Here is a 24485-nt window from a genome sequence, read left to right as displayed (position 1 = left end):
TCGCCACACCCACAATAAAGGAAACGGCAAGAGTTGCCTCAAGTACTATCAGCCAATCATCACTTTTCATCTTCAGCTATTGTGCCGTGTACAGTCTTCTCGGTTCCAAAACCTAACATGCCACCCCTTCCAAACATTTCATCATCTTTATCGGTACGGCTTTGGTCTTCCAATGGATATTCTTTCCGCATAGGGAAATAATCCATTTCGTCAACGTTTAATATCCGGATCAGGTTGGGATGGCCAATGAAGTTGATACCGTAGAAATCAAAGGTTTCCCGCTCCATCCAGTTGGCCGCGGCAAAAACGCCGGTGGCGGTATATACATCCGGCTTTGTAATGTCGGTAAAAACTTTGAACCGAACTCTTATGTTCTCTTTGATATTATGCAAATGGTATACTACAGCCAGTTCTTCACCTTGTCTGTCCGGGTAATGTACCCCGCATAAATCAGTTAAGAAATTGAAATTCAGCCCGTCTTCCTGTAAAAAATTCAGCACCTTCAGATTGATCTCTTTGTTGGCATTAAAGCTCAGGGTATCGAAAGTAACTTCGAAGTCAGATACCTGGTCTCCGAATTTATCAGTAAGCTTTTGTTGTATAATTTCGTTAGTGATTGCCATTTTTTAATAGACTATAAGTATTTAGTACCAAGTATTTAGATTGTTAAAGTATTTAGCCGGTATTGTTTTTCAATCTGTATACTAAATACTAAAATCTAAACTTCTATTGTATTCCGTAACTTTCAAGCAGGGCTTTATATTGCTCTCCGTTTCTTCTGCGCAGGCTTTCTTTGCCAATCAGGTCCTGTATGCGCATGACACCATCCAGTATTGCCTCAGGGCGTGGCGGACAACCGGGCACATACACGTCTACCGGTACTACCTGGTCAATTCCCTGTAAAACACTGTAAGTATCAAAAATACCACCGCTGCTGGCACAGGCGCCTACGGCAATTACCCAGCGGGGTTCTGCCATTTGCAGGTAAACCTGCTTTACAACGGGTCCCATTTTCTTCGCAATCGTTCCCATAACCATTAAAAGGTCGCACTGACGCGGAGAAAATCCAACACGTTCGCTACCAAAACGGGCTAAATCGTAGGTAGCGCCCATAGTAGCCATAAACTCGATACCACAACAGGACGTTGCAAAGGGGAGGGGCCAGATGGAGTTCTTCCTGGCAAGCCCTATAACGCTGTCAAGTGTAGTAGCAAAAAATCCCTGACCCTCATGGCCGGCTGGCATGTCAGCCATGCTGATATCGGCTTCAAGAGGTTTTTGTTTTATATTGTAAGAAACTGGTCTCATATCAACCAAACCCCGTACAGGGGCATTTTGTTTCAGCCTTACGGTGAAAATTAGTTAAAAATATAAATCAATCTTCCGTTCGGACGGTCGATTCTAGTCTTCCCATTTTAGTGCGCCCTTCTTAATAATGTAGGTGAAACCACATAAAAAGAATGCTACAAACATCAATACAGCGTAAAAGCCGCTCCAGCCAAGATCCTTAAAATTAACCGCATAAGGATAGAAGAATATAACCTCCACATCAAATAAAACGAACAGAATAGCCGTTAAAAAGTACTTGATGGCCATGGGTTGGCGCGCGTCTCCATGCGATTCGATACCACTTGCGAAGTTTTCGAGTTTGTCTTTTGTTTTGCGTTTGGGGCCTAAAAAATGAGTCAGAATAACCAGTGCAATAATAAGACCCGCGGCAAAAACAAGCTGCAATCCAATCGGTAAAAAAGACTGTGCTGTATTATCAGTAACAACGGTTTTTAGTAAATAAACCATATCTTTTAGTAATGCGCAAAAATAAGGCAGGTTGGTCAATTAACCTCAAAGAGTTGCAATAATTTGCTGATATTCTAATTCTAAATTAATAATTACATAAAAAAACACCCCACACTGTGGGGTGTTGCTATCATAAAAATAGATCTTATTTTTTAGGACCGCCAGCCGGAGCCTTTGTAGAGTCAGTTGCAGGTGCTGCTGCCGGAGTTGTTCCTCCCGCTGCCGGAGCACCAGGTGTGCCACCTAAGCCTTTGATATATTCAGCAACCTGTGCTTTTGCACTTGGGTCATCAGCATTGTCATGAGCTACATGTAAATATTTCAAGCCATTCTCGCTGTCTTTTTTATCATTGATGTAGAAAATAGCCAATGAAAGCGCTGTTTTGAAGATCTCTCCTCGTTTTGCAGTTGCTGCAGAAGTATCATTGGGAGATTGCAGGTAAGCAATGTATTTTTCAGCATCTGGTACCATTATATTTTGAGCGTTGGTAGAGTCAAATACCTTACTGCTACCTGCGGCTAACATATAACCATAATTCCAGTTAGGGAATTTTGTTCTTGCTGCATCAAAAACCTTCCATGCTTTGTCGTACTGGCCAGATTTGTAATAACCTGTGTAACCTGCATTGAAGTAATCGTTGATCGTTAACTTGTCCGCTGGTTTAATTTCCAGGATCTTAGCATATAAATCGCCGGCCAGAACACCTTTCCCTGATTTTGCAAAGTTCTTAGCTCCTTCTTCCAGTATTTCAACTTTGCCTGCTACAGTAGTGTCTGCTGCTGCTGCCTCCATGTAGGTTTTGATAACCTCCGCTTCTTTACCGGGAGTATTAGAGAGCGCTGTGGCCTTCAACGCGTAGTCAAATGAGCTAATTTGATCTTTTGCCTGATTTTTAAAGTAATCTTCTACAAAAGGTATTGCTGCGGCTGTATCTTTATTCGCTATAAGGCTATAGGCAATCAGTTTATAAGTTCTTGGATCTGCCTGCTCACCAGCCTTGGCAATAATATCTTTACCTATGGTGATCGCACCGGTATAATCTTTTGCAAAGTAAGAGCCCGCCGCCTTGAAATATTCAACATTCGGGCCTGGAGGTAATAAAGCTACGATTTTGTCGCCGTAAGGCTTTGCCTTAACAGCATCCTGTGCGGTGAAACTATAATAGTTATACAACTCTTCGAGTACAGCAACGTTTGCCGGGTTGGCCGCTGAAGCTTTCTCTAAAGTTTGTAAATAAAGCTCCGTGTTTTTTTGCGACTTGAAAATCATAGCTTTTCTGAATTCTGCCTTAGCAAAAGTAGGATCAGCGTTCATTGCATCCTGATATAACACAAATGCCTTGCTACCATCACCCGGGTTCGCCTTTAAAGTAGCATCTGCCAGGTTGGTATTAATATCCGCCAGTAACTGGGCAGGACGGTTTTTTTCCTTCATACCCATAACAAGGTTTTTAGCCTCTTCTAATTTGGTAACGGCATATTTAATATCACCTACCTTATCAATATTATTGTAGACTTTGGTTACTGCATTACCTACTGCATTTAAAATCATCGCCTTATCCTCGTCTTTCTTACCGGCAGCAGCAATTGCTGCTTCGAAACTCTGGCTAGCCTCGGCTGCTTTATTTTCTAATAATAAATAATGTCCCTTAGCTACCAAAGTAAACGGATCGCCGGGTTTGGCTGCAATGGCCTTGTCAACCGCAGCTTTAGCTAAAGCTGTCTTTCCCTGAGAAAAATAAGACTCTGCTAACCAGTAGGCTGCTTCCTGCTTGTCGCCATGCTTTTCCAGTATGTTTACTGCAGAAGCATAGTTGCCGTTATAGTAAGCTTTAACACCATCCTCTACGGACTGTGCATACACCCCGGCATTCAGTAAAACTCCTAGTGCGAGCAGATGGATTGTTTTCTTCATCATCTTTCTTGTTTTGTAGTTGTTTAAATAAGAAGTTGTAAATATAATTTTTTTATCTTTTATATAGAATCTTCATTTAATTGTATCGGACGTATCACATAATATCTTCTTCCAGGCATTAAATAAGCCCTTTTAAAAATAAGCTGCCCAATCTCCGTGGCCATCAGTTGCGCAAAACCTGTGCCCAATCCCCTGTATTTTTCTTTTACTATATACGTGAGATCTCTTGTCATGGGATATAACCGCCCATACAGGTTGGCCTGTACCGGCAATATATAATTTCCTGTGCTATCTGTGCTTTTTAAACGACAAATTTTAACTTTTTTTAAAAAGCTCGATTGCTGATCGTCATTAGGGTTCCCGATCCAGCTTACACCGACAAAGCCTATAGCATCAGGGTTTTTAGCCACGTAATTGATTACCGAATCACTGGTTTGGGCAGCAACCGCCCTGTTGGTGAGTTTCGCCCCTTTCATTACAGAATCGACGATAAATCTTACACTACTGGTTGCTTTTACGCCGTCAAATACAGGGATCAGCGACTGACTATAAGTTCCGGCCAGAATGGCCTTGATATCATTCATGTCAAACTCCGTTTCTTTGGCTCCGGGGTGCCTGATAACCGCAATAGCGTCTCTGGCCACAGGCAACTGATCCACACTCACTTTTAAAGAGTCCGAAAGCTTCCGGCTCTCTCCATTGGTAAGCGCTATAGTAGATATGATCATCCTTATGCTATCGTTCCAGAGATCCTTTATGCAATCCGCCTCCGGCTTATACTGCACGTTTATTTTTGTGCCATAATTGTTCGACTCGTACACTTTTACCAACTCATCCACAATGGGTTTAAACGATTCATCGGCACTAATGGTGATGGTACCTTTCCCCGGCGCGTCAGGCTGTTCCTCTATCCTGCTTTTTTCAGATTTGCAGGAAGCCAGGTAAACCATAAGGAAAAGTATACTTGTATAAATGCAGCGCATTTTTAATTCTATTTTTTCTTATACCCTCTGTAAAGTCTCCAGCTACCATAAAGAATCACCAGGATGCCATACACTTTATCCCAAACGTCGGGAGGGTATATTTTATTTAATTTAATGTTAATCGCTGATCTGAATACAAGGAACAGCCCTATACCAATGATCAGAATACCCATTGTATAGTCCAGCACCCCCCTTATCCTGGAGACCTGTCGGGTCCTCCGTTGTTCATATTCTTCGTTTGTTTTCAGACTCATTGTAAAATTGGTATCCGGCAAGATAAAAAACTTTTCTTTTTAGACGCAAAATGATTCAATGTCCATATTAAAATATGCAGGATAAATGTTAATAAATCCACATTCAAACAAATAGTAACTTTGCCTTTCATGTATTTTGTCAAAACACCTTTTTGGTTAAAGAAAATATTTCGATCCTACACCTGGGATGTAAAAACAGCTAATAAGGAGTTATACCTGACCTTCGATGATGGTCCGCATCCGGTAGCTACGCCCTTCGTTTTACGGCAATTGGCCGCTTTTAATGCCAAAGGCAGTTTTTTTTGTTTGGGGAAAAATGTATTGGAGTACCCGGCTATTTACCAGGATATTATAGGCAGGGGCCATACTGTGGGTAATCATACACATAACCATTTAAACGGATGGAAAACATCTCATGATGTTTATGTAGATAATGTTGACCAGGCATCGGCCCATATTGTCTCGGGTTTTTTCAGACCCCCTTATGGCCGTATCGGCAATAAAGCAGGCAAGTCGCTCAAAAAGAAAGGTTTTGAAATTGTAATGTGGGATGTATTAAGCGGGGACTTTGATAGAGAACTAAGCCCGGAAAATTGTCAAAAAAATGTAATAGAAAAGGCGGGGAACGGGTCGATTATTGTATTTCACGACAGTGAAAAGGCTTTTCCCAACTTGAAATATGTACTCCCCAACGTATTGGAGCATTTTTCGGCTGCCGGCTTTGTATTTAAAGGTCTTTCAAACAATTAATGCGAATAAAAAGGGCCCTGGGTAAATACCCGAGCCCGATTTTTAATCCGTACCCTATGAAAACTTGCGATGAAGTTAATTTTTTTTGCACACATATAAAAAGGAAAATTATATTTTAGATAAAATCTAAGATATTTAATAAAATATTAGATAATGTTTATTGATACGCATGCTCACATCTACTCTGAGCAACTTTTGATGGATAAAGATGAATTTTTAGAAAGATCCCTCGCTGCTAACGTAACCACCATTTTAATGCCGGCCATTGATAAACATACGCATGAAGCTATGCTGGCTATGGAAGGCCCGTCGCCTGTGAAATGCATCAGTATGATGGGATTACACCCTTGTTCGGTAAAAGGTGACTTTGAACAGGAGCTTCAATTGATTGAAGATCATTTAAGGCAGCGGAAATTTGTCGCCATAGGAGAAACCGGCCTCGATTTTTATTGGGATCTGAACTTTAAAGAACAGCAATATATAGCCTTCAAACAGCAGATAGAGTGGGCGATACAATATGATGTTCCCATTGTTATTCACAGCCGTAGTTCGACCCGGGAATGTATCGACCTGGTAACACAATATAAAGGCAAGGGGTTGAAAGGAGTTTTCCATTGTTTTGGGGGAAGCCGCGAAGAAGCAGAACAAATCATGAACCTCGGTTTCTACCTGGGTATTGGTGGCGTGCTCACTTTTAAAAAATCGGGTTTAGATGAGGTGATGCGGCAGGTGGGGCTGGATAGGGTAGTATTGGAAACAGATGCGCCCTACCTGGCGCCGGTGCCTTACAGGGGAAAAAGAAATGAACCCGCTTATATTCCGCTGATCGCACAAAGACTATCGGAAGTAATGGGAGTGACAATGGATGAGATTGCTGAGGTTACCACAAATAATGCAAAAAAATTATTTAATTTATAGTGTAAGAAGCTTATTTTTGCACCCCTTTTACGGAGACGTGTGGAGTGGTTGTCCGAAGGACTCCCTTGGAGAAGAAACACGGCTGGAAAGCGTAGGAACGCTGAAAAGGGAATAAAAATAATGGAGACGTGTCCGAGTGGTTGAAGGAGCACGCCTGGAAAGTGTGTATACGGGCAACCGTATCGCGAGTTCGAATCTCGCCGTCTCCGCAAAATTTGGCTACTGCTAACCTTACCATGTATTACGCCTACATACTGAAAGGAAAAGATAACCGTTATTATTATGGTAGCTGCCAGGATTTAGAAAAGCGCTTAGCTACTCATAACCAGGGAAAAGTAAAATCTACGAAGTATAGACGCCCTTTGGTCGTACATTATTTTGAAAAATTTGCTACAAGATCTGAGGCCTTTAGGCGAGAAATGTTTTTTAAGTCGATAGATGGTTATTTGTGGTTAAGAAGTCAGGAAATCATTTAGAGCATGCCTGGAAAGTGTGTATACGGGTCCGAAGGACTCCATTGGAGCAACCGTATCGCGAGTTCGAATCTCGCCGTCTCCGCAAAATTTTTTGCTAATCATTGCCGGTGCATTTATTGAATTATTTAAGTGTACATAATTACCTTATTTTAAACAAATTAATTTCATTTTTGGTACTGTCAGGGCAATAACGGCACTTCATTTGCTTACCTAATGGGTTTTTATATCGTCTTTGAATTAAATACTCATTTATGAAACAATTTCTTTTGTTTGTGTTTATAGGTTCCCTGTTGTTTTCCTGCGCGCCGGTGCATCATCCGGGCCATGGCCATCGAATGCCACCCGGGCAAGCCAAAAAAGTGTACGGTACTAAATCGGCCAAACCTTTTGCGCCAGGTCAGCAAAAGAAGTACCGTCGTTAGCAGGTACCTGCTGTAAGTTTAGATAGTTTTGCCGCATGCAAGATGACGACCTGTTTTCTGATTTTGAACGGGCAGAACAGTATAAAAGAAGGTTCAAAGCCAGGGGCGTATTAATAATAGTTTGCTCACTGGTTTCTTTTGTGCTGGGTATGCTGGTAATGCTGCTGATTCTGGTATTTACCTGAACATGTCTGAGATGTAGAGCGCTGGCAGGCGTGAGCTATAATCCTGCATTTTAATTTTTTTATCTTTATCACATATTCGTATTGGATAAAAAATTAATGTAGGTTTGCCGGTATGCAAATGAAGTCTTCAGCAACAGGTTCTGCCGGATTGCGCTTTCGTGAGGCCATCCAAAACGAAAATCCTCTGCAAATTGTTGGTGCCATTAATGCCAATCATGCATTACTAGCCACCCAGGCAGGTTTTAAAGCTATTTATTTGTCGGGCGGAGGCGTGGCCGCGGGTTCGTTGGGCATTCCGGATTTAGGTATCACCAACCTCGACGATGTACTGATAGATGTAAACCGCATTACCAATATTACGGATACTCCTTTAATGGTTGATATAGATACCGGATTTGGGGCGTCTGCATTTAATATAGAACGTACTGTAAAATCATTGATCAAAGCGGGCGCTGCAGCATTGCATATTGAAGACCAGGTGGGGGCTAAACGTTGCGGACACCGACCCGGTAAAGAAATAGTAAGCAAAGATGAAATGGTAGACCGGCTGAAAGCCGCTGCCGATGCGCGTTTTGATGAACATTTTGTAATAGGCGCCCGGACGGATGCTTTTGCTAATGAAGGGTTTGAAAAAACATTAGAGCGGGCAGTGGCGTATAAAGAAGCCGGAGCAGATTTTATTTTTGCCGAAGCCGTTCCCGATCTTTCCTATTACCAGAAATTTGTAGACGCTACCGGTATCCCGGTGCTGGCTAATATTACCGAGTTTGGGATGATCCCTATGTATACGGTTGACGAATTAAAAAATGCCGGTGTAGGTTTGGTGCTTTATCCTTTATCTGCTTTTCGCGCTGCTAATAAAGCCGCTCAAAATGTATATACGCATATTCGTAAAGAAGGAACTCAGCAGAATGTGTTAGACACCATGCAAACCCGCCGGGAGCTTTACGATAGTATTAATTACTATGAGTATGAAAAAAAGATGGATGAGCTTTTTAAAAAGAAGTAATACCTAAATAAAATAACGATGGCTGCCACAAACGAAATAACATTTAAACCTAAGAAAAGCGTATCCCTATCAGGTGTTGCTGCCGGAAATACCGCCCTTTGCACAGTGGGGAAAAGCGGTAACGACCTGCATTACAGGGGATATGATATCAACGACCTGGCCGAAAAAGCGAGCTTTGAAGAAGTGGCTTATTTGCTGATCCACGAGAAACTGCCCACTATCCCTCAACTGAAAGCCTACCAGGCCAAACTGAAGTCCTTAAGAGGTTTGCCGGATGTGATAAAGAAAGTGTTGATGCAGATTCCGGCAGCAGCCCATCCTATGGATGTATTGAGAACGTATACTTCGGTATTAGGTACTATACTTCCCGAACGGGAAGATCATAACGTAGCAGGGGCAAGGGATATAGCCGATAAACTATTGGCGTCTTACGCTTCGGCTTTGTTGTTCTGGTATCATTACTCACATAATGGCAGGCAGATAGAGGTAGAGACGGATGATGATACGGTGGGAGGGCATTTTCTTCATTTGCTTCACGGCGAAAAGCCGTCTGGTAGCTGGGTAAACGCAATGCAGGTGTCATTGAACTTATATGCCGAGCATGAATTTAATGCATCAACCTTCACCAGTCGTGTTATTGCCGGTACCGGCTCAGACATGTATTCTGCAGTTGCAGGCGCAATCGGTGCTTTAAGGGGGCCTAAGCATGGAGGTGCCAATGAAGTGGCTTTTGACATCCAAAGCCGGTATGCAAATGCTGATGTGGCAGAGGCGGATATCAAACTGAGACTGGAGAAGAAAGAAGTGATCATCGGTTTTGGTCATCCTGTTTATACAATTGGCGATCCGCGAAACGGCATCATTAAGAAAGTTGCCGAAATGTTATCCAAAGAAGCAGGAGATGTGCAATTGTTTTCTATAGCTGAACGATTGGAAAAGGTAATGTGGGACGAAAAGAAAATGTTTCCCAACCTGGACTGGTTTTCGGCAGTGGCCTATCATATTATGGGAGTACCTACAGCCATGTTTACGCCACTGTTTGTGGTGTCTCGCATCACGGGCTGGAGTGCTCATGTTATTGAGCAAAGACTGGATGGTAAAATAATCAGGCCCAGCGCTAATTACACCGGGCCGGAGAATCTGACATTTGAGCCGATCGGGGAAAGATCTTAGCAAACGGATTAGAGAATCCCTATTTCTGACTAATAACTTTTTAACTTATAAACTTTTCAACTGATTCATGTCATCTTACATTTCAAACGAAAGGCCGCAACCAGACCAGGTTCTGGCAGATATTGCTGATTATGTTTTAAACTATGAAATTAGAAGTGAACTCGCTTTAAAAACGGCGTATTACTGCCTGCTCGATACCCTGGGTTGTGGCTTTGAAGCCCTGACTTACCCTGCCTGTACGAAATTGTTGGGCCCGGTAATACCCGGAACCATTGTGCCCAACGGCGCTAAAGTACCCGGCACCAGTTATCAGCTCGACCCCATACAGGCTGCATTTAATATAGGCGCTATTATTCGCTGGCTCGATTTTAATGATACCTGGTTAGCAGCAGAGTGGGGGCACCCCTCCGACAATCTGGGAGGTATATTGGCTACAGCCGACTGGTTATCGCGTACCAACATTGCTGAAGGCAAAGAGCCCTTAACCATGCTACAGGTATTGCATGCCATGGTGATGGCCCATGAAGTGCAGGGCGTATTGGCGCTTGAAAACTCTTTTAACAGGGTAGGTCTCGATCATGTAATATTGGTGAAGGTAGCTTCTACTGCTGTTGTAGGTAAACTGATAGGATTAAACAGGGAAGAACTCATTAATGCGGTTTCCCTGGCTTTTGTGGATGGCCAATCTTTACGTACCTACAGGCATGCTCCCAACACCGGCAGCCGTAAGTCCTGGGCTGCGGGCGATGCCACTTCCAGGGCGGTGCGTCTGGCTTTAATTGCACAAACCGGTGAAATGGGGTATCCCTCAGTGCTTACCGCTAAGACCTGGGGATTTTATGATGTATCCTTCAAAGGAAATCCTTTCACTTTTCAAAGAGCATACGGCACGTACGTGATGGAACATATCCTGTTTAAAATATCGTTCCCGGCAGAATTTCATTCCCAAACTGCGGTAGAGGCGGCTATGACGCTTCATGACCGGTTAAACGCCTTAAGAAAAACCACAGCCGATATTAAGCGGATCATCATCCGTACCCATGAGGCAGCGATACGCATTATCGATAAAAAAGGTCCCTTGAATAACCCGGCAGACCGCGATCATTGCATTCAATACATGGTAGCCGTTCCATTGATCTTCGGGCAGTTAACTGCTGCTGATTATGAAGATGTGGTGGCAGCCGATGAAAGAATTGATGTTTTGAGAGAGAAGATATTTTGTGTGCAGGATACTCAGTTTACATTGGATTATCACGACCCTGAAAAAAGATCTATAGCCAATGCATTGACGGTTGAATTGAACGATGGCACTCTGCTGGATGAAGTGGTGGTAGAATACCCGATCGGGCATAAACGCAGGAGAGAAGAGGGGATTCCCAAGTTGATAGAGAAATTTAAGATCAATGTAGCCCGCATTTTCGAAGGAACACAGCAGGAGCAGATCTTAAAAACGGGACTCGATTATAATGCATTGATACCGATGAAGGTGAACGAGTTTGTAGATATGATGGCAAAGTAACCGCTGCGAAAGAGATAATTCTTCCGTGTAGCAAAGAGCCTGTCTCCATGTTCCGGGACAGGCTCTTTTTATTCAGTAAGGTGATGGGAAGTTTTCGTTCTAAGCGGTTCTGCAGGCTTTATTTTACTTTAGACATCTTCTTTTATGAAGGGAGTAAAAAATCTTCCATATTATCGGGCGTAATGACTTTACTGCTGGTGCCGGGGTAGTTGGTGATGAAAGTAGAGGAGAAACGGGCCCGGGCATTTTTAGACCATTTAAATTCATAGGCAGCCATGCCTTCGTTCGTTTCTTCTACCAGGTCGATCTCCTGTTGTTGGGTAGTGCGCCAAAAATAATGTGCGGCTTCCCTTTCGTGATTGGATAGGAATTTTATCCGTTCAGAAATAATATAATTTTCCCAAAGAGCTCCTGTATCTGTTCTTTCATTTAATAATTTGAAATTGTTAAGTACAGCGTTGCGGATACCACAATCATAGAAGTAAATCTTTTTCCCTTTTTTAATTTCATTGCGAACATTTCTACTGAGAGCCGGCAATCTGAAAACGACAAATGCTTTTTCCAGCAGATCAATGTATTTGTCAACCGTTTTATAGTCGCTGTCTACCAGCTGCGCAATTTCCTGGTAGCTTACCTCGCTACCTAATTGTAATGCCAGGGCCTTCAGCAGCTTTGAAAGTAGTAATGGCTTTTTAATCTGCTCCAGCATCAGCAGGTCTTTATAAAGATAACTATTAGCCAGGAGCTTTAACAACCGTTTCTCATTGCCGGCGGAGGAAACAATTTCGGGGTAATAGCCATAGATCATTCGCTGCTCAAGCAAACGCTTTTCTTCAAGCAGTCCATGATGCTGAACCATTTCATTGAAGCTTAGCGGGTAAAGCATAAATTCAAATTTCCGGCCGGTTAATGGTTCGTTTACCTGTGCGGTGAGCTCAAATGCTGAAGACCCCGTAGCTATAACCTGTACTTGCTTAAGCCGGTCGGTAAATATTTTTAGTGTGAGGCCTATGTTTGGAATGCGCTGCGCTTCATCGATAAATACAAGAGTCTTCTTATTAGCTATAGTTTTTAATTGGGTAGAGGTGGCATTAGCAAAAATTTCTCTTACATCTGCATCATCGCCATTAAGGTACAAGTAGTCCTTTTTTTTTAGTAACTGTTCTACAAGGGTAGATTTGCCTACCTGTCTTGCACCAAATATAAGAATGGCTTTTCCCTTATGGAAACTGTCTACAATCAATTTTTGCAAATCTCTCACGATCATTCCCTAAAAGTTAATAAAACAAAAGTATAATTATTTTGGATTTAAATCCTATAAAAATATAATAATTTTGGATTTAAAAGAAATATAAACATAATTATTTTGGATTTAAATCCTGTTTAATTATAACTATTTTGGATTTAAATCTTAAAAAAATGAACAAAACTTCTCTTTTTTAGTGTAATAAATTACAGTACCGGATTGAGTGCCCGGAAACGGAGTTATGAGTATGCTCGCCGTTTATGACGTTAATACCCGATTTTTGCGCCAACAAATAATAACTGTTGGGTGTTTTCCGTACTATATTTTTAATTGCAATACTTTTTTTCTTAACCGCAAAAGCGCAGGGGCAGTCTCCTGTCAATAGCTCTAATAATTTAAGATATAAAAAGATCATTGTTACTCCGGGCACCGGAGTCAGGCTGGATACATTAAGCATCATCCCGAGTAGCTTTAGAGTAGAAGGGATAGACAGCCTTCAATACACGTTGGATTACATTAACGCAGCGCTGTATTGGAAATTACCGCCGACGGATTCTGTGGTTTGGGTAAAGTACCGTGTTTTTCCTTTTAAGCTGAACGGGGCATTGCAACGTATGAATTTTGATAGCCTGGTATTGTTTTCTGCGGCGCCTATAAGAGCGCCTTATAACAGGGCTGACCGACAAAAAGAGCTGTTTAATTTTGGAACCATCAATGCCCAGGGTAGCTTTGGTCGCCAGGTGGGTTTTGGAAATAACCAGGATGTTGTGCTCAATTCAAACCTCAACATACAGCTAAGCGGTATGCTGGCGGACAGTATAGAACTGCAGGCGGCGATTACCGATAATAATGTGCCCATTCAGCCTGATGGGAATACCCGGCAATTGAATGAGTTTGATGAAGTCTATATCCGGTTTAAAAAGAAAAACTGGCAGCTGAATATCGGAGATATGGATCTTCGGGAGGATCGCAGCTATTTTCTCAAATTCTACAAAAGGCTGCAGGGGATATCCTTTCAAACGGTCAATAATATTTCGAAGCGAACACAGTCGAATACGCTGGTCAGTGGTTCTATTGCCAAAGGGAAATTTACCAGGAATATTTTGCAGGGGCTGGAAGGGAACCAGGGGCCATACCGGCTTTCTGGGGCCAATGGGGAAACCTTCTTCATCATATTGGCTAACACAGAAAGAGTTTTTATTGACGGAGCGTTATTGCAAAGGGGGGAAGACCAGGATTATGTGATCAACTATAATACAGCTGAAATAACTTTTACACCCCGGCGGATGATCACAAAGGATAGCCGTATACAGGTAGAGTTTGAATATGCCGACAGGAATTTTCTGAACACGAACATATACGCTATGCAGGAACTGAACTTTAATAACAAAGTAAAGTTGAAAGTAGGGTATTTTAATAACAGCGATGCCAAAAACTCTTCCATCAACCAGGTATTGGATACCCGGCAAAAACAGTTTCTTTTTGATATAGGAGATAGTATACAGAATGCCTATTACCCCTCTGTAGCAACGGATACTTTAACTGCCGGCAAGATATTATATGAACGTGTGTATGATACCATTGATAACGTAGTGGATTCCTTTTACCGGTACGCGACCAATCCGGAAACGGCTAAGTATAATCTGGCTTTTACAGATGTGGGGCCGGGGCGCGGTAATTATATTGCAGACAATGGTAATGCCAACGGGAAGGTGTTTGTATATATAGCACCGGTAAACGGGGTAAGGCAAGGTAGCTATGAGCCCGTTGTTCTGCTGGTAGCTCCGCGTAAGCAGCAAATACTGACATTGGGGATAGATTACCATATTTCTGCTAACACGATTTTAAAAACAGAGCTGGCTACCAGTAAGTATGACGTCAATACACTTTCATCGCTCAACGATAATGATGATAATGGTTATGCGGCAAAGGTTAATTTAAGTAATAACCGGTTATTAAGAGAGAAGAATAAGCTAAGCCTTGTAAGTTCTCTCGATTATGAATATGTGCAGCAGCGTTTTCAACCCCTGGAGCGGCTCAGAGATGTAGAGTTTACAAGAGACTGGGGCCTGCCATTGGTAGCGCAACGCGCCACCGAAAATATTATAAAAGCCTCGGCGGGGCTACGGGCCGATAACGGGAATGCGGTGCAGTATGCATTTATGAACTATAACCGGAGCGATGATTATAACGGTTTTCAAAACGCGCTTACTCAGTTTACTAATTGGAAGAACTGGGGCTTTAACAACCAGTTTGTTATAACTAATTACAAGACCAGCTCCTACGAAGGCTATTTCCTGAAACCTATTGTTGATATTAGTAAGAAGCTGTCCTGGATGGATAACTGGATCATTGGGGGGCGCTATACCCTGGAAGAAAATGTCAATCGCAACACGCATAATGACTCACTCAATTTTACCTCCTTTTCTTTTGACACTTACACGGCTTACTTAAAATCCAGCCCGGAAAAAAGAAACCGGTATGGTATTAATTTTTATACACGAAGTGATAAATATCCGGTTGGAAAAGAGTTAGTACGTGCGGACAGGAGTTATAACCTGAATCTGCAAGCCGAGCTGCTCTCTAATGCCAACCGACAATTTTACCTGAATACTACATTCAGGAAACTGAAGATTTATAATGATGAAGTAAGCGCGCAAACGGAAGACAATACGGTGCTGGCCCGCGCTGAGTATCAAATGAATGAATGGAATGGCTTCTTAAATGGCAATGTTTTATACGAAGTAGGATCGGGGCAGGAGCAAAAACGGGATTATGCATACCTTGAAGTGCCACCTGGAACAGGACAATATACCTGGATTGACTACAATGAAGACGGCGTACAGCAATTAAATGAGTTTGAGCTGGCTGCTTTTGCCGATCAGGCAAGATTTATACGAATTTTCACACCCACCAACGAGTACATAAAGGCCAATTATACTACGCTTAACTACAGCCTGAATATAACTCCTCGACAACTTTGGGGTAACCAGACGAAAGGAATGAAGAGCTTTTTGTCTAAGTGGATGCTGACGAGTTCTTTACAAATCGCTAAGAAATCAATGGCGGAGGGTTTGTTTGAATTTAATCCTTTTAGTTACGGATTGGCAGATTCCAACCTGATCACCCTGACTACCACCCTGGCCAATACTTTATCTTTTAATCGTCAGAGCAACAAATGGGGAGTTGATCTGAGCAACCTGCGTAACAACAATAAAGCCTTTCTTACCTATGGATACGAGAGCCGCCAGAACAATGAGTGGCTGCTTAAATACCGGCATTTTTTATCCAGCTCCATTACCTTAAACATGAATGCCTTAAGGGGTGTTAATGCTTTGTATACGGATGATGTGTTATTTGATAATCGTAACTACGAAATTAATAGGAATAACGGGGAACTGCTGTTGTCTTATATCAAAGGAACTTCTTTCCGGGTTACTACGGGCTACAAACGGGAGCATAAGAAAAATGCGGGTATATATGGGGGCGAAACTTCTTTATCGAACGCATTTACCGCTGAAACGAAATATAATATACTGCAAAGCGCCTCCGTTACTGGCAAGTTTACTTATAACGGGCTAAAGTATAGTGCAGGTGCTAATAGCGCACAAACTACTGTTGGGTATATCATGTTAGACGGATTGCTGCCAGGCACCAACCTTTTGTGGAATCTTCAGGTAACCAAACGTCTTTTAAATAACCTGGAACTTAACTTCCAGTATGATGGCCGTAAGCCGGGAAACACCAGGACAATTCACACCGGAAGAGCATCCATTACGGCAATATTCTGATGATATCCAGGTCATATTTATTTAGCATGATTTTGCAACGCCAGTTCATACGATAGTGTGGTAAGATCTTGTTTGATCATTTTTACATAAGATTCGACCTGGTCGTACATTTTTGCTCTGTTATAAAGCGCCTCAGTGTCATATATACCTTTATCTTTCAGGTATAAGGTTTCAAATTGATTTAATGCTTTTGGATCAACCTGGTTGAAGCTTTTCCAGCGTTCGATAATGCGTTCTCTTAAAGAGAGCTCTTCCGGTTGATTCGGGTTTTTATACTTCAGGTAATACCATACGGCCGGAGGGAAAATGTCTGATACTGCTTGCCCAAACCAGATATCTTTTAGTGCATTTCGCGGATGAAGTAGTTCCGTCTTTTTGCTGTTTCTTAAAATCAACACACCTAAAATAGCTTCAGTTATACCTGTTGCAATACCCAAGTAGTCGCCGCTGTTGCCGGCATCACTTCTTGTTGATAAAATACCCGAGGCTACACCGCCTATTGCACCTACGCCGATAGCGGATACCGTTAGCCGGGTTTCTCTCTGTTTTTCTTTTCCTTTGAGGAAATCTGCCACCTGTGTAATTCTTTCCTCTTCACAATCCAGTTCTGAGGCAAAGGAAGATATCTCAAGTGAAGCCAGGTCAATACGCTCAGAAAGCTGGAGGGCTATTTCAATTTTCTTCAGGCGGCGATCCATATCTGTTTCTATAGATGGTTGGTTAGATTGCAATTTTTCGTATTGCAACAGTAAGGGGAGGAAGCCAAACGCGTAAGCGATATTTAAACTACGAAAACTGTATTTGCCCAACAGGATACTGTCTGTGGTTAATTCATGCAGCGGCCTTAAACCGGGACTCTGCACAGGCACATTGTTCGCCTGGTGACAAGACACCAGCCGGGCATACTCGTTTACCTGTATTTTGTTCCCTGATGAGCAGGAAATGAATGAAAGGGCAGTAAGCAGTGCAGTGAACCCGGCCAGTGTATACAATTTCATGATTTATTTTTCAAGGTAACAATAGCAATTTATTATAAAAATATTAAATAGCCATTGATTGTTTTCTGCGGTAATTCTTTCGGGATGCACCAATGGTAAAGACCCATATTGGGGCCTGCGGCCAAAAAAAATCCCCCGATAAAGTCGGAGGATTTTCTATTAAATTTTAATATCATTACTTTTTTAATACTTCCGCCATTGTCTTACCAATATCAGCCGGGCTGCTTACTACATGAATACCGCATTCACTCATGATTTTCATTTTAGCTGCTGCCGTATCATCTGCTCCGCCTACAATAGCACCTGCATGGCCCATGCGACGGCCGGGAGGAGCTGTTTGGCCTGCAATAAAGCCTACCACGGGTTTTTTGTTGCCGGTAGCTTTGATCCAGTTGGCAGCTTCGGCTTCCATGCCACCACCAATTTCACCAATCATAACAATAGCATCGGTTTCAGGATCATTCATTAATAGCTCTACTGCTTCTTTGGTAGGGGTTCCAATGATGGGATCTCCGCCAATGCCAATGGCCGTACTGATTCCCAAACCTGCTTTTGCTACCTGGTCAGCTGCTTCATAGGTAAGAGTGCCTGATTTGCTTACGATACCTATGCGCCCTTGTTTAAATACAAAGCCTGGCATAATGCCTACTTTGCACTCGCCGGCAGTTATAACACCCGGACAGTTAGGTCCTATCAATCTTGTATTGGAGCCCAGTAAATAGTTTTTCACTTTCACCATATCCTGTACAGGAATACCTTCAGTAATACAAACCACTAAACCGATACCTGCATCCGCAGCTTCCATGATCGCATCTGCTGCAAAAGCTGGTGGAACGAAAATAATGCTGACGTTAGCGTTGGTTGCTGTTACCGCGTCAGCCACCGTATTAAATACCGGTCTGTCCAAATGAGTGGTACCTCCTTTATTAGGGGTAACGCCACCTACCACATTCGTTCCATACTCAATCATTTGGGTTGCATGGAAGGTGCCTTCTGTACCCGTAAAGCCCTGTACTAACACTTTCGAATCTTTATTTACTAATACTGCCATTTTATAGTTTTTTCTGATTGGTTACAAAAGTAAGGAAACCAGCATGCTAATAAGCTAAATTTTTGCTGTTTCCTATACAAAAACAATAATGATAATATGAGGGGCGGCATAGGGGAGCATGCATTGGACCTGGTGTGTTATTCTTTGGTTGCACCTACAACACCATCGCCATCCATATCGGTGTTAAATTTCTCTTCCAGGGCGTCCCGTACATCTTCGTGCACCTCTTTGGGAATTTCTCCGGTTTCCTGTATGGTGCGCATATTTTTTGCATCCTGCAGGAAGTTAGATGCAAAAATGAACTCGTTGAGTTTTTTATTATCGCTGTAAATGATCTCTTTATTGGTGCCTTCCCATTCCTTTTCCCCCTGGTGCATATACACAATGTGGTCGCCAATTTCCATCACACTATTCATATCATGCGTGTTCATGATAGTGGTAGTATTGTATTCCTGGGTGATCTCACTGATCAGTTTATCAATTACAATAGAAGTTTGCGGATCCAGCCCCGAGTTGGGTTCATCGCAAAACAGGTATTTAGGGTTAAGCACAATGGCTCTGGCCAATGCTACCCTTTTTTGCATACCGCCACTTATCTCCGAAGGAAATTTCTTATAGGCATCTTCGTTCAGTTTTACCCGGTCCAGCACTTCTTTCACCCTCGCTTTTTTTACCGAGTATTTGTCGTTCGTGAACATGTCCAGTGGGAAAATAACGTTCTGCTCCACCGTCTGGCTGTCAAATAGTGCCGATCCCTGGAACAACATACCGATTTCCTTGCGGATAGCTTTTTTCTCTTCGGAGGACATGGTTATATAATTGGTGCCGTTGTAAATAACTTCTCCTTCGGTAGGCTGCATCAGTCCCACAATGCATTTCATTAATACCGTTTTTCCGCTACCGCTCGAACCGATAATAAGATTACATTTGCCTGGTTCCATCAGGGCAGTCACCTCTTTGAGTACAACTTTTTCTCCGAAACTTTTTTTAAGACCTTTTATCTCTATCATGGTACTTCGGTTTGAAGTAACTATTTTATATAACGACAATCAGCATCTGCCTCACCAGTTATGACTGGTATATTTTTTCGTTATTATTATAATAACAGGGCAGATAAAATGTAGTCTGCCAGTAAAAGCAGGATACAGGAAATTACAACAGCACGGGTACTGGAATGTCCTATCTCCAGGGCGCCGCCTTTTACATGGTAGCCGTAAAAACATGGGATACTGGTGATCAGGAATGCGAAAACAAAACTTTTGGTAAGCGCAAAGAACACGTTATATCCCTTAAAGCCCATTAACAGCCCGTTGTCGAAAATAGAAGTGCCAATAATGCCTGTAGCAGACCCGGCCAAACGCCCCCCCCAGATACCTAAAACCATGGCCAGTATGATCAGCATAGGTATTGTAATAACCCCTGCAATGATTTTAGGAAGTATGAGGTAGGCTTTGGTATTGATGCCCATTATTTCCAGCGCATCTATTTGTTCACTTACCCGCATATTACCCAGTTCACTGGCTATTTTACTACCCACCACACCGGCCAGCACTATACAGCTGAGCGTAGGGGCAAATTCCAATATCACCGTATCTCTTACAATTTGTGCAATGGTGGTTTTCGGAATGATAGGGGATGTGATCTGATAAGCTGTTTGCACGGTAGATACCGCACCTATAAAAACAGAAATAACGCAAATGATACCAAGCGACCCGATGCCGATATCGTTACATTGCAGCATAAACTGCCGCCAGTACATGGTTCTGTTCTCCGGCATGCGAAACATACCTTTGAACATCTGGATATACTGCCCGAATTCTCTAAGTATTTTCAAGAATAAAGTCGTTTAGTTGGAAATAGCCTATTTTTTCTTTTTGGTGTTTCCCTGGTTTTTTCCTGCTTCTGAACCAGCTTTGGCCGACATTGCCGCTGACTTTAACTGGGCATCCGTAACTGCTATTAAAGCCATGTTGACAATGTTGTTCACCGTGCTACCCAGTTGCAACAAATGTACCGGTTTTTTCAATCCCAAAAGGATAGGACCTATTGCGTCCGTAGAGCCGATCTCTTTCAGGATATTGTAAGTAATATTACCAGATGCTAAATTAGGGAAGATTAATGTGTTTACTTCTTTTTCAACCAGTTCGCTAAAAGGATACATCTCTTTTAACAAACTATTATTAAGCGCCACATTAGCCTGCATCTCCCCGTCAACGATCAGCGAAGGATCTTTTTGCTTCACCAATTCCCTCGCTTTGGAAACCAGTTGTGCTTCGGGTGTATTGCTGCTGCCAAAATTAGAATAGCTCAACATAGCGATCCTGGGTGTAATATTAAATGCGGCAACTTCTTTAGCGGTCAGCAGTACTATTTCGGCCAGTTCTTCAGCCGTTGGGTTAATGTTTACTGTAGTATCAGCTAAGAACAGAGGCCCTTTGGAGGTCATGATCAGGTACATTCCGGCTACTTTTTTCACGCCGTCTTCGGTGCCAATGATCTGCAGGGCGGGGCGGATGGCGTCTGAGTATCTTTTGGTAAGTCCGGATATCATACAATCCACATCACCGCATTCCACCATCATACAACCGAAATGGTTGCGGTCTTCCATGAGTTTTGATGCTTCTTCCTTTGTGTAGCCTTTGCGGGCTCTTTTCTTATAAAAGAGGTTGACATACTCTTCTCTTTTGGCTTTCGCCTCATCGCTGCGTGGGTTAATTACCGGTATGTCGCTGATGTCCAGCTTGTGTACATCGGCCAGCTCCTGTATTTTTCTCACATCTCCCAAAAGGGTAGGATAGCCGATACCTTCGTCTAGCACAATTTGTGCGGCTTTCAAAATATTTACATTTTCACCTTCCGCAAAAACAATACGTTTAGGTGCGCTGCGGGCTTTGGCGCCAAGTACCCGAAGTACCTGGTTATCGAGGCCTAATCTCTTATTCAGGTCATGCTCATATTGCTCCCAGTTCTCAATATGGATCTTTGCTACGCCCGAATCCATCGCTGCTTTAGCTACCGCGGGAGCCACAGTTGACAGAAGGCGGGGATCAAGCGGTTTGGGAATAATATATTCAGGTCCGAAATGCATATTGTTCTGGTTATAGGCCAGGTTTACAATATCCGGTACCGGGGTTTTCGCCATTTCAGCCAAAGCCTTTACAGCGGCCAGTTGCATTTGGGTATTGATCTGCGTAGCTCTTACGTCCAGTGCCCCCCTGAAAATATAAGGGAAGCCCAGTACATTGTTTACCTGGTTGGGATAATCGCTGCGGCCGGTGGCCATGATCACGTCTTTACGGGCGGTGGTGGCTTCTTCCCAGGAGATCTCGGGATCGGGATTGGCCATGGCAAAAACAATCGGGTTTTTGGCCATGCTTTTTACCATTTCGCCATTTAAAACATTGGCAGCGCTCAAACCAATAAATACATCGGCTCCTTTGAGAGCATCTTCTAATGAAATGTCTTTAGGCGCAATGGCAAAAGGCGCTTTAATATCGTCCAGTCCGGTGCGGCCTTTATGCAGGGCGCCCTTGCTGTCGAACATGATAAAGTTCTCTGGTTTGGCACCCATTTGCTGGTATAATAATACGCAGGCCATGGCAGCAGCGCCGGCGCCGTTGACTACAAACTTCGCTTTCTCAATCTTTTTCTTTTGAATTTCCAGTGCATTCAGCAGGGCAGCAGCGCTAATGATGGCGGTACCATGCTGGTCATCGTGCATTACCGGTATTTTCAACCGCTTTTTCAGCTCCCGTTCAATATAGAAGCAGCCGGGCGCTTTAATATCTTCCAGGTTAATGCCACCGAAAGTTGGTTCCAGCGCCTGAACGATCTCTACAAACTTTACCGGGTCTTTTTCGTTGATCTCGATGTCGAATACATCAATGTCTGCAAATATTTTAAACAATACACCCTTGCCTTCCATCACCGGCTTACCGGCTTCGGGGCCAATATCGCCCAGGCCCAGAACAGCGGTGCCATTGCTGATCACCGCTACCAGGTTACCCTTGGCAGTATACTTATATACGTTCTCTACATTTTCGGCAATCTCCAAACAGGGCACCGCCACACCAGGAGAGTAAGCCAGGGAAAGGTCTCTCTGGGTTTTGGCTTCTTTAGTGGGAATGACTTCAATTTTCCCGGGGCGACCCTTGGCGTGGTACTCCAGCGCCAGCTCTTTTCTCAAATCTTTTTTAGACATAAGCAACGATTAAAAATCGGGCGAAAAGTAACTTAAAATGCTTTAACTGTCAAAAAGATTAATTTTCGGAAATGCTGTAAAAATTTCATATTTGTACCTGTTTATGTGAAATGGTGACACCTGGATTTCCCAATTTTTACAAAAAATAGTACCTCGAATGAAAAAAACATTCCCGATACTGGCGTTACTGCTGGTGATATTGACGGCTTGCCCTAAAAAGAAAGACCAGATGGCAGACAATGCCACTACTCCGCAACTTGTCGCAGATTCCGCTTATTTATATACCAAAGAAGTGTACTTCTGGAATACATTGCCAGGCATAGGAACTTACGAAAGCTTTAATCCCCGGAAATTTGCCAATTCAGACCTGGTTAAAACAGCCGATGATCTTATTAAATCTATCAGGGCATTGCAGCCTGCTGATCAGTTCAGTAACGCAATTTCGTCCGAGCAGTCTGATCAGATTATTACCGGGGATGGAACTAGTTGGGGCTTTTGGGTAAAATCTGGCTTAGTTGCACTTCCTGCTAATGACGCAAACAATACCCGATGGTTTATACCCTATGTATATGCGGGCTCCGATGCTGGATCAAAAGGGGTGAGGCGCGGTTGGATCTTAAACAAACTTAATGGTTCAGAAATAAGGGGAGATCAGGCCAGTGTTGATAAATTAAATGCATTGTTTTTTGGAACAGCAACCTCTGCAAATGTTGAATTTATAAAACCAGATGGAACAACACAAAGTATAAGCTTATCTAAAACACGATTTACAGAAAATCCGGTCCTATATTCCACCATTTACACAAATGGTAGTAAAAAGATTGGTTATATTGTTTTTAATACGTTTTTAGGCACACAGGCTGCTTTGAATGACTTGCTTGCAGTTTTCGACAATTTTATTGGTCAGGGAGTCAATGAATTGATCATTGATCTAAGAGAAAACCTTGGTGGATCGACTGTAATGCAGGACAGGTTTGCCAACATTCTAGTGCCTGCCTCTAAAACCGGTCAAACTATGTATCGATATGAATTTAATCAGCAATTGCAACAGGGTAATTTTCCACTCGTAAAGAAAAAACTTCGTATTCCTAATAATGATTATTTCAGCGTAAGCACCAACACTGAAACATTTGCTAAAATCAGGACTCTTGCGTTAAGCAGGGTATTCTTTATTGTGACTGAGAACACCGCTTCGTCGAGCGAGCTTTTAATTAATAATTTAAAACCTGTGATGGATGTGAAGCTGATAGGCGAAAAAAATACGCACGGCAAGCCGGTAGGATACTTCCCAATTGAATTATTTGACAAAGTAGCTTTATACCCCGTTTCTTTTAAAACAGTTAACAGTGTGGGTGCCGAAGTGCCCTATGAAGGCTTTGCGCCTGATAAAATAGTAGTAGATGGCATTAATAAAGATTGGGGAGATGTTACAGAGCCTTGTCTTGCCAATGCGCTTAATTATATCAATACAGGAAACTTTTTGGCTACGTCACCTGCTACATCGCTGAAGACGACGACATCGAGATCTGTAGTATCTGGTAAGCTTGATCAATTAAATGAAAGAAGAACAAAAAATGTCGGAATTTATTATGAGCACAAGAACAGATAGCGATAGGAACAGGTAGGCTTAAGATAGTTACTTCATAGCATTCATATAAAAAAGTGCGCTTCGTCAAAAAATGAAGCGCACTTTTTATAATTATATTTCATTATTAACATCAATTCAAGCTTTTTCAAATGCGTATTCAGGTGATTGTTTCACTCTCCCAAAAGTCGGGTGCGTCATTTAACTTATAC

General features: G+C 42.6%; 22 protein-coding genes and 1 tRNA gene. 11 read left to right on the top strand and 12 right to left on the bottom strand.

The window, feature by feature from the left end:
* Positions 1-59: 59 nt before the first annotated feature.
* From U0035_RS08235 to U0035_RS08210, 6 genes are all read right to left on the bottom strand, one after another.
* Entirely contained in the window at positions 60-623 is a 564-nt protein-coding gene (locus U0035_RS08235; RefSeq protein ID WP_114789514.1) for an NADH-quinone oxidoreductase subunit C, read from the bottom strand.
* A gap of 103 nt (positions 624-726) precedes the next feature.
* On the bottom strand, positions 727-1308 hold the full coding sequence (locus tag U0035_RS08230) for an NADH-quinone oxidoreductase subunit B (protein ID WP_114789513.1): 582 nt from the start codon (positions 1306-1308) through the stop codon (positions 727-729).
* A 93-nt stretch (positions 1309-1401) separates the two neighbouring features.
* Positions 1402-1797, bottom strand: a complete 396-nt coding sequence (locus tag U0035_RS08225; RefSeq protein ID WP_114789731.1) for an NADH-quinone oxidoreductase subunit A — start codon at positions 1795-1797, stop codon at positions 1402-1404.
* Between the two features lie 145 nt (positions 1798-1942).
* Positions 1943-3715, bottom strand: coding sequence for a tetratricopeptide repeat protein (locus U0035_RS08220; RefSeq protein ID WP_114789512.1), 1773 nt, complete (start codon positions 3713-3715; stop codon positions 1943-1945).
* 56 nt (positions 3716-3771) lie between these two features.
* Positions 3772-4662, bottom strand: a complete 891-nt coding sequence (locus U0035_RS08215; RefSeq protein ID WP_245957611.1) for a PstS family phosphate ABC transporter substrate-binding protein — start codon at positions 4660-4662, stop codon at positions 3772-3774.
* A 41-nt stretch (positions 4663-4703) separates the two neighbouring features.
* Positions 4704-4949 (bottom strand): hypothetical protein, encoded by a 246-nt coding sequence (locus tag U0035_RS08210; RefSeq protein ID WP_114789510.1) that lies wholly within the window; start codon positions 4947-4949, stop codon positions 4704-4706.
* Between the two features lie 129 nt (positions 4950-5078).
* Here U0035_RS08210 and U0035_RS08205 point away from each other — a divergent pair, with 129 nt between their 5' ends.
* The 9 genes from U0035_RS08205 to U0035_RS08170 all read left to right on the top strand — a co-directional run bounded on the left by U0035_RS08205 (position 5079) and on the right by U0035_RS08170 (position 11401).
* The gene (locus tag U0035_RS08205; protein ID WP_114789509.1) at positions 5079-5699 is read left to right on the top strand and encodes a polysaccharide deacetylase family protein; all 621 of its coding nucleotides are present in this window, start codon (positions 5079-5081) and stop codon (positions 5697-5699) included.
* A gap of 153 nt (positions 5700-5852) precedes the next feature.
* Positions 5853-6617: a TatD family hydrolase gene (locus U0035_RS08200; protein WP_114789508.1), complete on the top strand. Its 765-nt coding sequence runs from the start codon at positions 5853-5855 to the stop codon at positions 6615-6617.
* A 122-nt stretch (positions 6618-6739) separates the two neighbouring features.
* A tRNA-Ser gene (locus tag U0035_RS08195) sits at positions 6740-6826 on the top strand.
* 27 nt (positions 6827-6853) lie between these two features.
* Positions 6854-7093, top strand: coding sequence for a GIY-YIG nuclease family protein (locus tag U0035_RS22930; RefSeq protein WP_114789507.1), 240 nt, complete (start codon positions 6854-6856; stop codon positions 7091-7093).
* Positions 7094-7344: 251 nt separating this feature from the next.
* Positions 7345-7515: a hypothetical protein gene (locus U0035_RS08190; RefSeq protein ID WP_170138295.1), complete on the top strand. Its 171-nt coding sequence runs from the start codon at positions 7345-7347 to the stop codon at positions 7513-7515.
* Positions 7516-7550: 35 nt separating this feature from the next.
* Positions 7551-7700, top strand: coding sequence for a hypothetical protein (locus U0035_RS08185; RefSeq protein WP_162817760.1), 150 nt, complete (start codon positions 7551-7553; stop codon positions 7698-7700).
* Positions 7701-7812: 112 nt separating this feature from the next.
* On the top strand, positions 7813-8709 hold the full coding sequence (gene prpB, locus U0035_RS08180) for a methylisocitrate lyase (protein ID WP_211316343.1): 897 nt from the start codon (positions 7813-7815) through the stop codon (positions 8707-8709).
* An 18-nt stretch (positions 8710-8727) separates the two neighbouring features.
* A complete protein-coding gene (gene prpC, locus U0035_RS08175; RefSeq protein WP_114789506.1) occupies positions 8728-9882 on the top strand; it encodes a bifunctional 2-methylcitrate synthase/citrate synthase in 1155 nt (384 codons plus the stop codon).
* 67 nt (positions 9883-9949) lie between these two features.
* A complete protein-coding gene (locus U0035_RS08170) occupies positions 9950-11401 on the top strand; it encodes a bifunctional 2-methylcitrate dehydratase/aconitate hydratase (protein WP_114789505.1) in 1452 nt (483 codons plus the stop codon).
* 142 nt (positions 11402-11543) lie between these two features.
* On the opposite strand, the gene U0035_RS08165 is transcribed toward U0035_RS08170, so the two are convergent.
* On the bottom strand, positions 11544-12668 hold the full coding sequence (locus U0035_RS08165; RefSeq protein ID WP_114789504.1) for an ATP-binding protein: 1125 nt from the start codon (positions 12666-12668) through the stop codon (positions 11544-11546).
* A gap of 281 nt (positions 12669-12949) precedes the next feature.
* On the opposite strand from U0035_RS08165, the gene U0035_RS08160 reads away from it, so the two are divergent.
* The gene (locus tag U0035_RS08160) at positions 12950-16438 is read left to right on the top strand and encodes a DUF8818 domain-containing protein (RefSeq protein ID WP_245957609.1); all 3489 of its coding nucleotides are present in this window, start codon (positions 12950-12952) and stop codon (positions 16436-16438) included.
* Between the two features lie 17 nt (positions 16439-16455).
* On the opposite strand, the gene U0035_RS08155 is transcribed toward U0035_RS08160, so the two are convergent.
* From U0035_RS08155 to U0035_RS08135, 5 genes are all read right to left on the bottom strand, one after another.
* Complete coding sequence (locus U0035_RS08155) at positions 16456-17436, bottom strand: hypothetical protein (RefSeq protein ID WP_114789503.1); 981 nt, start codon at positions 17434-17436, stop codon at positions 16456-16458.
* 175 nt (positions 17437-17611) lie between these two features.
* Positions 17612-18487: a succinate--CoA ligase subunit alpha gene (gene sucD / locus U0035_RS08150; RefSeq protein WP_114789502.1), complete on the bottom strand. Its 876-nt coding sequence runs from the start codon at positions 18485-18487 to the stop codon at positions 17612-17614.
* A gap of 137 nt (positions 18488-18624) precedes the next feature.
* Positions 18625-19497: an ABC transporter ATP-binding protein gene (locus U0035_RS08145; RefSeq protein ID WP_114789501.1), complete on the bottom strand. Its 873-nt coding sequence runs from the start codon at positions 19495-19497 to the stop codon at positions 18625-18627.
* An 86-nt stretch (positions 19498-19583) separates the two neighbouring features.
* Complete coding sequence (locus U0035_RS08140) at positions 19584-20321, bottom strand: MlaE family ABC transporter permease (protein ID WP_211316342.1); 738 nt, start codon at positions 20319-20321, stop codon at positions 19584-19586.
* A gap of 27 nt (positions 20322-20348) precedes the next feature.
* Positions 20349-22688 (bottom strand): NADP-dependent malic enzyme, encoded by a 2340-nt coding sequence (locus U0035_RS08135; protein WP_114789499.1) that lies wholly within the window; start codon positions 22686-22688, stop codon positions 20349-20351.
* 157 nt (positions 22689-22845) lie between these two features.
* On the opposite strand from U0035_RS08135, the gene U0035_RS08130 reads away from it, so the two are divergent.
* A complete protein-coding gene (locus U0035_RS08130) occupies positions 22846-24297 on the top strand; it encodes a S41 family peptidase (RefSeq protein WP_114789498.1) in 1452 nt (483 codons plus the stop codon).
* Positions 24298-24485: the final 188 nt, after the last annotated feature.

Origin of the sequence: Niabella yanshanensis (genome assembly GCF_034424215.1) — a bacterium.
Taxonomy (GTDB): Bacteria; Bacteroidota; Bacteroidia; order Chitinophagales; family Chitinophagaceae; genus Niabella; species Niabella yanshanensis.
Note: the sequence above shows the minus strand (reverse complement) of the source record. Positions and strands in the feature narration are given on the sequence as shown.

What these genes read in the sequence shown, in the direction of transcription:
- U0035_RS08145 (WP_114789501.1), bottom strand. Translation starts at nt 19,497, where the DNA reads ATGATAGAGATAAAAGGTCTTAAAAAAAGTTTCGGAGAAAAAGTTGTA.
- U0035_RS08155 (WP_114789503.1), bottom strand. Translation starts at nt 17,436, where the DNA reads ATGAAATTGTATACACTGGCCGGGTTCACTGCACTGCTTACTGCCCTT.
- U0035_RS08215 (WP_245957611.1), bottom strand. Translation starts at nt 4,662, where the DNA reads ATGGTTTACCTGGCTTCCTGCAAATCTGAAAAAAGCAGGATAGAGGAA.
- U0035_RS08220 (WP_114789512.1), bottom strand. Translation starts at nt 3,715, where the DNA reads ATGATGAAGAAAACAATCCATCTGCTCGCACTAGGAGTTTTACTGAAT.
- U0035_RS08210 (WP_114789510.1), bottom strand. Translation starts at nt 4,949, where the DNA reads ATGAGTCTGAAAACAAACGAAGAATATGAACAACGGAGGACCCGACAG.
- U0035_RS08135 (WP_114789499.1), bottom strand. Translation starts at nt 22,688, where the DNA reads ATGTCTAAAAAAGATTTGAGAAAAGAGCTGGCGCTGGAGTACCACGCC.
- U0035_RS08235 (WP_114789514.1), bottom strand. Translation starts at nt 623, where the DNA reads ATGGCAATCACTAACGAAATTATACAACAAAAGCTTACTGATAAATTC.
- U0035_RS08190 (WP_170138295.1), top strand. Translation starts at nt 7,345, where the DNA reads ATGAAACAATTTCTTTTGTTTGTGTTTATAGGTTCCCTGTTGTTTTCC.
- U0035_RS08170 (WP_114789505.1), top strand. Translation starts at nt 9,950, where the DNA reads ATGTCATCTTACATTTCAAACGAAAGGCCGCAACCAGACCAGGTTCTG.
- U0035_RS08200 (WP_114789508.1), top strand. Translation starts at nt 5,853, where the DNA reads ATGTTTATTGATACGCATGCTCACATCTACTCTGAGCAACTTTTGATG.
- prpB (WP_211316343.1), top strand. Translation starts at nt 7,813, where the DNA reads ATGCAAATGAAGTCTTCAGCAACAGGTTCTGCCGGATTGCGCTTTCGT.
- U0035_RS22930 (WP_114789507.1), top strand. Translation starts at nt 6,854, where the DNA reads ATGTATTACGCCTACATACTGAAAGGAAAAGATAACCGTTATTATTAT.
- U0035_RS08185 (WP_162817760.1), top strand. Translation starts at nt 7,551, where the DNA reads ATGCAAGATGACGACCTGTTTTCTGATTTTGAACGGGCAGAACAGTAT.
- U0035_RS08165 (WP_114789504.1), bottom strand. Translation starts at nt 12,668, where the DNA reads ATGATCGTGAGAGATTTGCAAAAATTGATTGTAGACAGTTTCCATAAG.
- U0035_RS08130 (WP_114789498.1), top strand. Translation starts at nt 22,846, where the DNA reads ATGAAAAAAACATTCCCGATACTGGCGTTACTGCTGGTGATATTGACG.
- U0035_RS08205 (WP_114789509.1), top strand. Translation starts at nt 5,079, where the DNA reads ATGTATTTTGTCAAAACACCTTTTTGGTTAAAGAAAATATTTCGATCC.
- sucD (WP_114789502.1), bottom strand. Translation starts at nt 18,487, where the DNA reads ATGGCAGTATTAGTAAATAAAGATTCGAAAGTGTTAGTACAGGGCTTT.
- U0035_RS08225 (WP_114789731.1), bottom strand. Translation starts at nt 1,797, where the DNA reads ATGGTTTATTTACTAAAAACCGTTGTTACTGATAATACAGCACAGTCT.
- prpC (WP_114789506.1), top strand. Translation starts at nt 8,728, where the DNA reads ATGGCTGCCACAAACGAAATAACATTTAAACCTAAGAAAAGCGTATCC.
- U0035_RS08230 (WP_114789513.1), bottom strand. Translation starts at nt 1,308, where the DNA reads ATGAGACCAGTTTCTTACAATATAAAACAAAAACCTCTTGAAGCCGAT.